10 protein-coding genes are annotated in these 12,199 nt (G+C 64.5%); 3 read left to right on the plus strand and 7 right to left on the minus strand.

The genetic code is table 11. The features are described from left to right. Positions 1–538: 538 nt before the first annotated feature. The 7 genes from LCM4577_RS14520 to LCM4577_RS14550 form a co-directional block, all read right to left on the minus strand. Positions 539–1,024: a hypothetical protein gene (locus LCM4577_RS14520; RefSeq protein ID WP_071034916.1), complete on the minus strand. Its 486-nt coding sequence runs from the start codon at positions 1,022–1,024 to the stop codon at positions 539–541. A 90-nt stretch (positions 1,025–1,114) separates the two neighbouring features. Further along, positions 1,115–2,290, minus strand: a complete 1,176-nt coding sequence (locus LCM4577_RS14525) for an MFS transporter (protein WP_071071900.1) — start codon at positions 2,288–2,290, stop codon at positions 1,115–1,117. Positions 2,291–2,310: 20 nt separating this feature from the next. Beyond that, entirely contained in the window at positions 2,311–3,051 is a 741-nt protein-coding gene (locus LCM4577_RS14530) for an NUDIX domain-containing protein (protein WP_071071902.1), read from the minus strand. A gap of 88 nt (positions 3,052–3,139) precedes the next feature. Beyond that, entirely contained in the window at positions 3,140–3,586 is a 447-nt protein-coding gene (locus LCM4577_RS14535; protein ID WP_071034913.1) for a DUF983 domain-containing protein, read from the minus strand. Then, a complete protein-coding gene (gene rnr, locus LCM4577_RS14540; protein WP_071071904.1) occupies positions 3,586–5,895 on the minus strand; it encodes a ribonuclease R in 2,310 nt (769 codons plus the stop codon). Before rnr ends, LCM4577_RS14535 begins: the two co-directional genes overlap by 1 nt. A gap of 6 nt (positions 5,896–5,901) precedes the next feature. Beyond that, complete coding sequence (gene topA, locus LCM4577_RS14545) at positions 5,902–8,469, minus strand: type I DNA topoisomerase (RefSeq protein ID WP_071071906.1); 2,568 nt, start codon at positions 8,467–8,469, stop codon at positions 5,902–5,904. Positions 8,470–8,747: 278 nt separating this feature from the next. Beyond that, positions 8,748–9,125 carry a hypothetical protein gene (locus LCM4577_RS14550; protein ID WP_071071908.1) on the minus strand — a complete coding sequence of 126 codons (378 nt, stop codon included), beginning with the start codon at positions 9,123–9,125 and terminating at the stop codon, positions 8,748–8,750. Positions 9,126–9,291: 166 nt separating this feature from the next. Between LCM4577_RS14550 and LCM4577_RS14555 the strand changes: the two genes are divergently transcribed. The 3 genes from LCM4577_RS14555 to glmU all read left to right on the plus strand — a co-directional run bounded on the left by LCM4577_RS14555 (position 9,292) and on the right by glmU (position 12,067). Next, the gene (locus tag LCM4577_RS14555; RefSeq protein ID WP_071034909.1) at positions 9,292–10,038 is read left to right on the plus strand and encodes a cytochrome c biogenesis CcdA family protein; all 747 of its coding nucleotides are present in this window, start codon (positions 9,292–9,294) and stop codon (positions 10,036–10,038) included. Between the two features lie 78 nt (positions 10,039–10,116). Beyond that, positions 10,117–10,554, plus strand: coding sequence for a hypothetical protein (locus LCM4577_RS14560; RefSeq protein WP_071034908.1), 438 nt, complete (start codon positions 10,117–10,119; stop codon positions 10,552–10,554). Between the two features lie 145 nt (positions 10,555–10,699). After that, positions 10,700–12,067, plus strand: coding sequence for a bifunctional UDP-N-acetylglucosamine diphosphorylase/glucosamine-1-phosphate N-acetyltransferase GlmU (gene glmU / locus LCM4577_RS14565; protein ID WP_071034907.1), 1,368 nt, complete (start codon positions 10,700–10,702; stop codon positions 12,065–12,067). The last annotated feature ends 132 nt before the right edge of the window (positions 12,068–12,199 follow it).

The following is a 12,199-nucleotide window of genomic DNA, read 5'->3' on the forward strand; positions in this document are numbered from 1 at the left end:
CCCCACTGGGCAAGCTGCGTGAACCGCTTCGACGCAAACTGAAGCGGACAAATGATGTGCTACCAAACCGGACAACTTGATTAGCTACCGACAGCCCGGGTGCCTTCCGAGGATCGTTTCGGGCACTACGACGAGCCATGCTCATGGAAGGACGGATGGCTGGTCGATCACCCAAAGCCATGTCCCGTCGCCTTGCCGGCGGGCAATTTCCACTGTCACGGTGCCATCGGGGAGGCGCGTGGACGTGAGCGCCAAATCTCCGTTGATCATGGCTGGACGCTGATCCCCAAGTTCAAACTTTGGCCCAGCCATCACCAACCTGGCGTAGAACGCGCGGATGGCGTCCCTGCCGCGCGCCAGCTGCCCGCCGCCGATATCGAGGATGGCATCGGGCGTGTAGAGAGAGCCATTCCTTCCGCGTCTCCCGCCTGCTGGCGAGAAACCAAAAGCCGCGCCAGGTCCTGGGGATCGCGTGCGGGCTTGCGGGTTGCCTCGTCATTCATCGATCGATTTCCTCGGACACTACAAGGTTGCAGCGTCACTCCGCCGCGACCGATTCCGGCCGTGGCGCCTTGCCTGGTCGATCCTCGCCCGCCTTTTTCCAGTCTCCCGTCGTGTTCCACCAGCGGTTGGGATTGGCGCGGTCGTCCAGTCCTTTGGAACGGCTGGCGAGCAGCGGTTGGATGCGGATGACAGGCTCTTGATAGGAATGGGCCTGGAATATCGCCTCGACGACGCGGGCGGCGAGCGCCTGGTCGTCGGCGATCTCGAACGACACCTCGACGGTGCCGGGCCGCCGGCGCAATTCCGTCTCGGCGCCGGCGGCGGCGCCTTCGAGCGGCCGGTAGCGCTCGATGCCTTGCGCCGACTGATAGGCGTTGGCGTCATATTTGCCCATGCGCAGCGGCGTGATCGCCACCACCGCCTCCATGATGCGCTCGACATCGGCGGCCGGCGCCTGGAATGTGACGAGCAGAAGCAGTTCCATCCTGAGGGATTTGGTCTCAAAGCCGCTGTCGATCATCGCAATTCTCCTGCCTCACGTTGGAGGCAGGTATAGCAGGGGTGCTGCTGACACGGTGATGTCAGGATGCCCGACGCTCAGGGCATGTGCCTAGAGAATCTTGCGCACCAATCTGACCAGGACCAGAAGCATGTAGGCGGCGAAGAAAAGGGCGAGCGACCAGCCGAATCCCGACGGGCCAAAGGCGTCCATGCCGATGCCGATCGCCTGCGGGCCGATCACCATGCCCACACCATAGCAAAGCACGAAAGCCGCATTGGCGGACGCCAGTTCATGGCCGGAAAGCTGAGAGCCGAGATGGGCCAGGCCGATCGTGTACATGGCGGCGACGACGCCGCCCCAGACGAACAGCAGCGCCGCCATCAGATGCCAGTTTTGCGCGAAGAACGGCATGAAGACGGTGCCGACGAGGCCGACGGTGGCGCAGCCCAGAAGCAGATGGCGGCGGTCCGAGATACGATCGCTGATCATGCCGATGGGGATCTGCAGAAGCACGTTGCCGAGCCCGATCATGGTCAGCAGAAGCGCTGCGTCGGCCTCCGAATAGCCGATCCGGCTGCCATAGACGGGGAACAGCGAGAAACCGCCGGTCTCGACCGCGCCGAAGACAAGCACCGCGAAGGTAGCGGTCGGCACCAGCCAGATGTAGCGCAGGAAATGGCTGGTCTCGCTCTCGGCGACGATGCTCGGACTCTCGTTGCGGGCCGCAAGCACCGGAATGGCGGCAAGCGTCACCAGCCCTATGGTCACGCCGAATGGCAGAAAGCCCGAACTGCCGAGATGAGCGAATAGCCAGGGTCCGGCGGCAAAGCCAAGTGACAAAACGGTGGCGTAGATGCCAAGCACAAGGCCGCGGCGGCTGGGCGGGGCGGAGGTGCTGATCCAGAATTCCGACAGGATGAACAGCACCGTCAGCGAGATGTGCAGGGCGACGCGGAGCGGAAACCACATCCAGAAATCCGGCGCGAAATGAAAGCCGACGAAAGCGAGCGCGCCGATGGCGATCATTAAAAGCATGGTCCAGGCGACGCCGAGCCGCATGGCAAGCGGCGTCGCCAGCGGCGCGCCGGCGATCGAGGCGAGGCCGGCGACGGCGGTGTTGAGGCCGATCATCGAAGCGGAATGGCCGCGGCTTTCCAAAATGACGCTGAGCAGCGGCATGCCGAGGCCGATGGCGATGCCGACGACGCTGATCGAGGAGATCGCCGCGACCATCGGCAGCCAGTGTACGCGTTCGTCGCCCTGTTGTTGGGTATCGACCGTCATGGGATCAAAATGCTCTGCTTCTAAAGGACTTCGCGGACGAAGCGATTGCGGACGAGCCGGAAGAACGGCACGGCGCCCCCCGGTCGCAGCGAGGGATCGTCGGCAAGCCGACCTTCCAGCTCTTCCAGGATCATGCCGGTAATGTCGGGGATGTCGGCCTTGCGGGCATCGGCAAGCGGCAGCCAGACGAGTTCCTCCAGCTCGTTGGTCGGGCCGCCGCCGGGCAATTCCACGGCAACGTCGTGGCGCCAGGCGCTGAAGAAACGCGTGTCGAAACGGCGCACGCGATTGGGCGGGGTGATGGCGCGGGCGATGAAGCGGAGCATTTCCAGCGACGGGATAACGCCATGTTCGGCGAAACCCTGCCAGTCGCGCTTGGCGGTCGCGAAGGCGCCCTTGCGGCCGATCAGCAGGCCGGCTTCCTCATAGGTCTCGCGAATCGCCGACAGGGCGATTGCCCGCGCACGCGCCGCGCTGGCGCGGCCGGGACCGGCGACCAGCTTTTTCTCTTCTTCGCCGCGCAGAGACTGGGCGACGGGAATGCGGCTGTCCGCGGGATCGGTGCGGCCGCCGGGGAAGACGAATTTCCCGGGCATGAAGGCGTGCCTGGCATGGCGCCTGCCCATCAGCACCAGGACTTCCTTGTCCCGGCGATCGAGCAGAATGAGGGTCGCGGCATCACGCGGACGCAACGCCCGGCCGCTGCGCACGGCCAGGCCCTTATCGAGCTTGTCGACATCCGCCTTGGTCATTCCTTCCATGCGCTCGACCTAGCGGAAACTTCCCTGATGCGAAAGTGGCTTGCGCGTCGCGGCCTTTGAACCAGGGCGGACAGCGGTGCAACCTGGCTTATGAATGGCCCTCGAATTCTTCCTTCTCGTCGCCGAAGCCGTGCATATAGAGCGCCCATTGCAGCCCGATGACGGCGCCTTTGACCGGTTGCAGCAGCGCGACGGCGAGAACAATGGTCAGCGGCACCCAGATCAGCGCGTGCTGCCAGGTCGACAGCGTCGACGTGGCCTCAGCGGCCATGAAGCCGCCAAGCACGATATGGCCGACAATAACGATGACCAGATAAGCCGGCAGATCGTCCGCGCGATGGTGGTGCAGTTCCTCGCCGCAGACCTCGCACTTGTCCACGGGCTTCACGAAGGCGCGGAACAGCTTTCCCTTGCCGCAATGCGGGCAGCGACCGAGCAAGCCGCGCTTCATCGCCGTCCACAGCGGACGCGCGACGCGGCCCGAATGATGCTCGCCGCCCAAAACCTGTTCTTCCACCTGGAAATTCCCTGGCATTACCGTCTCCTGCCGCGCGGACCGACGCGCGATTGCGACGCGCGGGCGCGGCCCTTGGCCTTGTGGAACGACCGCCTCGAGCCGGGCAGGGGCTTCGGGTCGGTCAGCATCTCGAAACGCATCGCGCCGGCCATCGGCGCGACCTCGAGCAGCCGCACCTCGACGCGGTCGGCAAGCTGATAGCCCTTGCCGGTGCGTTCTCCGAACAGCGAGCGAGCGGTTTCGTCATAGATATAGTAATCGCCGCCCAGACTTGACACCGGAATAAAGCCGTCGGCGCCATACTGCGGCAATTGGACAAAGAGTCCCGCCTTGGTGACGCCGGAAATGCGCGCGTCGAAGGTGTCGTTGACGCGCTCGGCGAGATAGGCGGCGATCAGCCGGTCGACCGTATCGCGTTCGGCGGCCATGGCGCGCCGTTCCGTGGCCGAGATCAGCGCGGCGACCTCTTCCAGCCGGTCCGCTTCCTGCTGCGTCAGGCCACCGGGGCCGAGGCCAAGCGCCGCGATCAGACCGCGGTGCACGATCATGTCGGCGTAGCGGCGGATCGGCGAGGTGAAATGCGCGTAGCGACTGAGGTTGAGGCCGAAATGGCCGATGTTCTTCGGCGAATACTCCGCCTGGCTCTGTGAGCGCAGCACCACTTCGTTGACCAGCGCCTCGTTGTCGGCGCCGCGCACCCGCTCCAGAATGCCGTTGAACTGGCTCGGCCGCATCTGCGCGCCGCGCGCCAGGGACAGGCTGAGCGTTTGCAGGAACTCGCGCAGCGATTCCTGCTTGGCGAGCGACGGCGCGTCATGGATGCGGTAGACGAGGGGCTCTTTCTTGCCCTCCAGGGTCTCGGCGGCCGCGACATTGGCCTGGATCATGAACTCCTCGATGAGCTTATGCGCATCGAGTCGCTCCGGCACGACGACGCGGTCGACCGTGCCGTCCGCTTTGAGCAGGATCTTGCGCTCCGGAAGGTCAAGCTCCAGCGGCTGGCGGGCGTCGCGGCCGCGCTTCAGCACGGCATAGGCATCCCAGAGCGGCTTCAGGACGCTGTCCAGGATCGGCCGCGTCTTGTCGTCGGGCACGCCGTCGATCGCCGCCTGCGCCTGCGGATAGGCGAGCTTGGCCGCCGACTTCATCATGACGCGGTGGAAGGAGTGCCTGACCTTGCGGCCTTCCGAGGAGAAGGTCATGCGCACGGCGATGGCCGGACGATCCTCCCCCTCGCGCAGCGAGCAGAGATCGTTGGAAATGCGTTCGGGAAGCATCGGCACGACCCGATCCGGAAAATAGACCGAATTGCCGCGCTTCAAGGCTTCGCGGTCGAGCGGTGTGCCGTAACGCACATAGGCCGCGACATCGGCGATCGCCACGGTGACGACGACGCCGCCGGGATTCTTCTCGTCCGAATCAGGCGTGGCGAAAACGGCGTCGTCATGGTCCTTGGCGTCGGCCGGATCGATGGTCACCAGCGGCAGGTCGCGCCAATCCTCGCGGTGATCGAGCGTCGCCGATTTCACCGCTTCGGCCTCGGCGATCACGTCCGCCGGAAAGACATGGGGAATGTCGTGGGCGTGGATGGCGATCATCGAGACCGCCTTTTCGCTGCTCAAAGATCCCAGCACCGCCAGCACTTTGGCGCGCGGTAGTCCGTAACGGGATGCTCGCGCCGGCTCGACCTCGACGAGGTCGCCGTTTTTGGCGCCATTCTGGAATTCCTTGTCGACGATCAGTTCCGGCTGGCGGCGTTCGACCGGCTCGATGCGGAATGTGCCGTCCTTCAGCACGCGGAACACGCCGAGCACCGCATCGCTGCGTTTCTCGAAGATCTTCATCACCCGCCCGGTATAGGCAGGGCCTGACGGATCGTCGGTCGGGAAGGTTTTTGCGAGCACACGGTCGCCGATGCCAGGCACCGGGCCGCTGGCGCCGCGCGAAATACGGATGGCAATGACGGGCGGAGAACCGGCGCCGGTATATTCGCTCGGATTGGCCAAGAGCACGCCGTCGTCGTCGCGGCCGAAAATATCGAGCACGGCGACGTGCGGCACGGCGCCCGCGCGGCTGRGGCGCTTGCGTTCCTTGGTCAGCAGGCCTTCGTCCTGCAGGTCGCGCAACATGTCTTTCAGCCAGACGCGATCCTGGCCRCGCAGCGCGAAGGCTTTGGCGATCTCGCGTTTGCCGGAGCGGTCCGGATTTTCGGCAATGTAGCGCAGGATCTCGTCACGCGAGGGCCGGTAATCATCCTTGACCACCTTGGCCCTCGTGTCGGCGTGGCGCGGATCGCCGTGGCTTCTTCCGGAGATCCTGCGCGCCACGTCCTGCTATCCCTTCTTCGCCGCCCTGCGGAAGGGCTTCTTGGCGCCTCCGCCCTTGGCTTCCTTTTCCGCAATCAGGGCGAGCGCCTCTTCCACCGTCACCGATTGCGGGTCCTTGCCCTTGGGCAGCGTCGCGTTGACCTTGCCGTAATTGACATAGGGTCCGTAGCGGCCGTCGCGTACCGTGATCTTACCGCCGCCGTCGGGATGGTCGCCAAGCTCCTTCAGCGCCGCCGGCGTGGCGCCGTTGCGGCCAGCCTTGCCCTTCTGCTGCTTCTCGGCGATCACCGAGACGGCGCGGTTCAGGCCGATCGAGAACACGTCTTCGATGCTCTCCAGATTCGCGTAGGTGCCGTCATGCAGCACGAACGGGCCGTAGCGCCCGAGTCCGGCAGAGATCATCTTGCCGGTCTCTGGATGTTTTCCCACATCGCGCGGCAGCGACAAAAGCGCCAGCGCCTTCTCGTGGTCGATCTGTTCGGGCGTCCAGCCCTTGGGCAGGCTCGAGCGCTTGGYCTCCTTGCCTTCGCCGCGCTGGATATAAGGGCCGAACCGGCCGCTCCTCAGCGTGATTTCCTCGGCCGTGTAGGGGTCCTTGCCGAGCAGCTTGACGCCATCCTCGCCATTGCCGTTCTCGCCATTGGGATTGGCGGCGTCGCCGAGCTGGCGAGTGTAGGAACATTCCGGATAGTTCGAGCAGCCGACGAAGGCGCCGAACTTGCCGAGCTTCAGCGAGAGGTTTCCGGTGCCGCATTTCGGGCAGATGCGCGGATTGGAACCGTCCTCGCGCTCCGGGAAAACAAGCGGCGCGAGCTCTTCGTTGAGCGCATCGAGCACGTCGGCGACACGCAGTTCCTTGATGTCGTCGACAGCGCCGGAAAAATCCTTCCAGAAGTCGCGCAGCACGTCCTTCCAGGCGAGCTTGCCGTCGGAAATCTCGTCGAGCTTTTCCTCGAGCGAGGCGGTGAAGTCGTATTCGACATAGCGCTCGAAGAAGCTTTCGAGGAAGGCCGAGAGCAGCCGGCCCTTGGCCTGCGGCACCAGCTTGCGGCGGTCGATGGTGACGTAGTCGCGGTCCTCGAGCGTCTTCAGGATCGCGGTGTAGGTCGACGGCCGGCCAATGCCCAGCTCCTCCAGCTTCTTGATCAGCGAAGCCTCGGAATAGCGCGGCGGCGGCTCGGTGGTGTGCTGGGTGGCGTTGATCGCCTGACGGGCAAGCTGCTCGCCGGAGCGGATCTCGGGCAGGCGGCGGCTCTCCTCGTCCTCCGCGTCCTCGTCCTTCTGGTCGGTATAGGCGGCGATGAAGCCATCGAAGCGGATGACCGAGCCGATCGCGCGAAGCTCCGCCGTGCGGGCGCCGTTGACCGCCTCGATCTCGACCGTGGTGCGCTCGATCTCGGCCGGCTGCATCTGGCTGGCGATGGCGCGCTTCCAGATCAGCTCGTAGAGGCGGGCCTGGTCGGCATCGAGATATTGCCGCACCGAAGCCGGCGTGCGCCTGAAATCGGTCGGGCGGATCGCCTCGTGGGCTTCCTGGGCGTTCTTGGCCTTGGTGGTGTAGAAACGCGGCTTTTCCGGCAGGTATTTGGCGCCGAACTCGCTGACGATGGCGTTGCGGGCGGCCTCAATCGCTTCCGGCGCCATCTGCACGCCGTCGGTTCGCATATAGGTGATGAGGCCGGCGGTCTCGCCGCCGACATCCATGCCTTCATAGAGTTTTTGCGCCACCTGCATGGTGCGGTTGGCCGAAAAGCCGAGCCGCGAGGAGGCGGCCTGCTGCAGCGTCGAGGTGGTGAAGGGCGGGCCGGGGTTGCGCTTGGTGGGCTTGGCCTCGACCGACAGTGCCTTGAAGGTCGCGCCCTCGAGCATCGCCTTGATGTCGTCGGCCTGCGCCTTGTTGGCGATGTCGAGCTTCTGCAACTTCTTGCCGGCATAGGCAGTCAGCCGCGCCTCGAAACTGTCGTTGCGCGGCGTGTCGAGGATGGCGGCGATCTGCCAGTATTCCTCGCGGGTGAAGCGCTCGATCTCGGATTCGCGGTCGCAGACGAGGCGCAGCGCCACCGACTGCACGCGGCCCGCGGAACGGGCGCCCGGCAGCTTGCGCCACAGCACCGGCGACAGCGTGAAGCCGACGAGATAGTCGAGCGCGCGGCGGGCGAGGTAGGCATCGACCAGCGGGGCGTCGATCTGGCGCGGATTGGCCATCGCGTCGAGCACCGAGGCCTTGGTGATGGCGTTGAAGACGACGCGGCTGACCGGCTTGTCCTTCAGCGCGCGCTTCTGCTTCAGGACTTCCAGCACATGCCAGGAAATGGCCTCGCCCTCGCGATCCGGGTCGGTGGCGAGGATCAGCCCATCGGCATCCTTGACCGCCTTGGCGATGTCGGCGAGGCGCTTGCCGGACGCGGTGTCGACCGACCAGGACATGGCGAAGTCCTCGTCGGGCCGCACCGAGCCGTCCTTGGCCGGCAGATCGCGGACATGGCCGAACGAGGCCAGGACCTTATAGTTCTTGCCGAGATATTTGTTGATTGTCTTCGCCTTGGCCGGCGATTCGACGACGACGACGTCCATGAGGTCTCTTAATCAGCTGTGAGGTGGCGGAAGAACTCCGCGACGCACGACGAAATCCCACTCTTTTCGTCGCTCACATGGCCGTGCTTTTGCAATCGGTCAAGGGGAAGCGGCCAATTTGGGAAGCGGCGATCGGCGATACACTCTTAGAGTGTATGGCAAAGATCACATTTTTGGGGATGAAGGCATGCATGCCCCGAACCGGGCGGACGGCCGGCAAAAGACGACTGGCTGCCGGATCGAGGGTGCCGGCAGCCAAAGCGTTCAACAGCGTGAGTTCAGTCAGCCTTGACCACGTGCCAGGCGCCGGCGACGCCTTCGCCGGTCATGTCGCCGGCCTTCTTGTCCTTGACGAAGGTGTAGACCGGCTTGCCGTCATAGGCCCACATGTGGGTGCCGTCTTTGCGCTTGACGACAGACCATTCGCCTTCGGTCTTCGCGCTCGCCTTGGCTTTCAGCGGCGGCCAGTTGGCGGCGCATTTGTCGTAGCAGTTGGACTGGCCCTTCTCGTCCTTGTCGAAGGTGTAGAGCGTCATGCCCTTGGCGTCGGTATAGATCTTGGTGCCGCCGACTTGGGCTTCCTTCCATGCCTCGGCGGCGTGGGACGCGGCGGTGCCGAGCAAAAGGGCGGCAAACCCGAGTGCAATCGCTTTCATGATAAATCTCCCTGAGAACAAGCACGCGGCAATCGCGCGCTCACCTGAACAACGCATTGAGGCTGCCGTTTCTTCCTTCGCGAAGCGGCGACGTGCCACACAATGGTGATTGGCAGGGGCGCGCCCGCATCGCTATATCGACGCCAACACAATCAGGACTCATTGGATGGCATTGGACATCGGCTATGTCAGCGCGGTCGGGGCAGGGGCGATCTCGTTCCTGTCGCCTTGCGTTCTGCCGCTGGTGCCGCCCTATCTCTGCTACATGGCCGGCGTCTCGGTCGATGATTTCCGCGGCAATGCCGGTGTAACGGCGCGCGAGGGCACGCGCGGCGCGCTGCTCTACGCGTCCTTGGCCTTCGTGCTCGGCTTCTCCACCGTCTTCGTCGCGCTCGGCGCCGGCGCCTCGACCATCGGCCGCTTGCTGCGCGTCTGGCAGGAGCCGCTGGCGATGGCGGCGGGCGTGCTGATCATCATCATGGGCCTCAACTTCCTCGGCATCCTGCGTATTCCGCTGTTGTCGCGCGAGGCGCGCTTCCAGTCGCAGGGCAAGCCCGCCGGCATGATCGCGGCCTATGTCATGGGGCTCGCCTTCGCCTTCGGCTGGACACCCTGCATTGGCCCTGTGCTCGGTCCGATCCTGACCTTGGCCGGCGGGCGCGAGACGGTGGGCGAGGGCGCGCTGCTGCTCGCCGCCTACTCGCTCGGCCTCGGCATTCCGTTCCTGATCGCGGCGCTGTTTTCCGGCGCCTTCATGCGCTTCCTCGGCAAATTCCGCGTCCATCTCGGCCGCGTCGAGAAGGCGATCGGCGCGCTCCTGGTCGTCGCCGGCGTGTTTTTCCTCACCGGCGGCGTGCAGAGCGCATCCTACTGGTTGCTGGAGAATTTCCCGGTGCTGGGACGGTTGGGATAGCCGCTGCCGCCACCCCGGAACGATGGCTGAACGTTGGGCGTTGCAAGCTTGTGCTCAAACAGTTGCGGCGAGGCAAAAATGGTGGCCGAAGCGGACGTGCAAAAGTTCTTCAAGGCCTATGAGAAGGTCTACAACGACGCCATCGCCGGCAATGTCGATATGGACGATTTTGGGGCGATGTACTCGACCGGATTTGTATCGGTCACGCCGGCCGGCGTCATAACCGGCGAGAACGGTCCGCAATTCAAGGACGTGATGAAGAACGGTTTTGAGACCTATCGGGCGATGGGCAGCAAGACGATGACCTGCAAGGATGTCTCGGTGACGGCCATCGACCAGGACCATTGCGTGGCCAAGGTGCAATGGTCGGGCGAATATGAGCGCAAGGACAAAAGTCCGGTCACCATCGACTTCGAGGTTGATTATCTCATCGAACGGCGCGACGGCAGCCTGAAGGTGTTTGGCTGGGTCGCCGGCGACGAGCAGGCGGAATTCAGAAAACACGGCCTGTTGTAGAGGCGATTGCTGGTTTCTCCCGATAGACTGGCCGATTAAAAGTCAGTTGCCGACCCCATAGCACCGGAATTTAACCGCATTGGTGCAGCATGGCCTGCGCTGTTAGCCTGCGTTGTTTCAAACCTTTTCATACGGTTGCCCATCCATGAGCCAGAGATCCTGCCTGTCCATCATCCTCGCCGCCGGCGAAGGCACGCGCATGAAAAGCGCCATGCCCAAGGTGCTGCATGCCATTGCCGGCCTGCCGATGGTTGCGCATGTTGTGAAAGCGGCCGAGGCTGCCGGCGCAACCGGCGTGGCGCTGGTGATCGGCCACGGCGCTGAGGAGATGCGCAAGGCGGCGCAGAAATTCGCGCCGACGGCGCAGACTTTCGTGCAGGAGAAGCGGCTCGGCACCGCGCATGCCGTGCTCGCCGCTCGCGAAGCGATATCAAAAGGTTACGACGACATCCTCGTCATGTTCGGCGACACGCCTCTGATCGATGCGCAAGCGCTGGCCGCCGCGCGGCAGAAGCTCGCGGCCGGCGCTGCCGTTGCCGTCATCGGCTTCCGCCCGCCAAGCCCGAGCGGCTATGGCCGTTTGATCGAAAAGGACGGCCGGCTCGTCGCCATCCGCGAGGAAAAAGACTGCTCAGACGAGGAAAAGAAGATTGGCTTCTGCAACGCCGGCATGATGGCGGTGGCGGGCAGGCATGCGCTTCGGCTGCTCGACAAGGTCGGCAACGAGAACGCCAAGGGCGAGTTCTATCTCACCGACATCGTCGAGATCGCAGGCGCTGGAGGCCTCGATGTCGTGGCCACGGAAGCGAGTTTTGAAAACGCGCTCGGCATCAACAATCGGGCCGAGCTCGCCGAGGCCGAGGGCATCTGGCAGGCGCGCCGGCGGCGCGAGGCGATGCTGTCCGGCGTTACGCTGATCGCGCCCGAAACCGTCTATTTCTCGCATGACACCGAAATCGGCGCCGACACGATCGTCGAGCCGAATGTCTGGTTCGGCCCGGGCGTCAGGATCGCCTCGGGCGCCCGGATTCACGCCTTCAGCCACATCGAGGGCGCAACGATCGCGTCCAATTGCGATGTCGGGCCGTTCGCGCGGCTGCGGCCCGGGGCGGATCTTCGAAACAAGGCAAAGGTCGGCAATTTCTGCGAGGTCAAGCAGGCGACGATCGAGGAGGGCGCCAAGGTCAACCACCTGACCTATATCGGCGATGCGCGCGTGGGGGCCGCGGCCAATATCGGCGCCGGCACCATCACCTGCAATTATGACGGCTACTCGAAATTCTTCACCGATATCGGCGAGGGCGCCTTTGTCGGTTCGAATTCCTCGCTGGTTGCGCCGGTCTCGATCGGCAGGGGCGGGTACATCGCTTCCGGCAGCGTGATCACCGAAAGCGTGCCCGACGACGCGCTGGCCTTCGGCCGCGCCCGCCAGAAGACGATCCCCGGCAAGGGCAAGGAGTTGCGTGAGCGCTTTGCCTCGGCCGCAGCGGCCAGGAAGAAGGCGGCGGAATAGGTTGCGCGGGCTGCGCCGGCCGCGTCCAAAGCCGACTTGCGCGGTCCAGCGTGGATCGTCATTTGGAGGATGACGCACCGCCGCGGCAAATGATACTCGCCACAGCAGCGGTACTTCACAGTGCAGTCGAAC

Source organism: Mesorhizobium sp. LCM 4577 (assembly GCF_001854795.2).
Classification (GTDB): domain Bacteria; phylum Pseudomonadota; class Alphaproteobacteria; order Rhizobiales; family Rhizobiaceae; genus Mesorhizobium; species Mesorhizobium plurifarium.

Excerpts from the sequence above, each read along its gene's own strand:
- LCM4577_RS14520 (WP_071034916.1), bottom strand. The coding sequence starts at position 1,024 with ATGATCGACAGCGGCTTTGAGACCAAATCCCTCAGGATGGAACTGCTT.
- LCM4577_RS14525 (WP_071071900.1), bottom strand. The coding sequence starts at position 2,290 with ATGACGGTCGATACCCAACAACAGGGCGACGAACGCGTACACTGGCTG.
- LCM4577_RS14530 (WP_071071902.1), bottom strand. The coding sequence starts at position 3,051 with ATGGAAGGAATGACCAAGGCGGATGTCGACAAGCTCGATAAGGGCCTG.
- LCM4577_RS14535 (WP_071034913.1), bottom strand. The coding sequence starts at position 3,586 with ATGCCAGGGAATTTCCAGGTGGAAGAACAGGTTTTGGGCGGCGAGCAT.
- LCM4577_RS14550 (WP_071071908.1), bottom strand. The coding sequence starts at position 9,125 with ATGAAAGCGATTGCACTCGGGTTTGCCGCCCTTTTGCTCGGCACCGCC.
- LCM4577_RS14555 (WP_071034909.1), top strand. The coding sequence starts at position 9,292 with ATGGCATTGGACATCGGCTATGTCAGCGCGGTCGGGGCAGGGGCGATC.
- LCM4577_RS14560 (WP_071034908.1), top strand. The coding sequence starts at position 10,117 with ATGGTGGCCGAAGCGGACGTGCAAAAGTTCTTCAAGGCCTATGAGAAG.
- glmU (WP_071034907.1), top strand. The coding sequence starts at position 10,700 with ATGAGCCAGAGATCCTGCCTGTCCATCATCCTCGCCGCCGGCGAAGGC.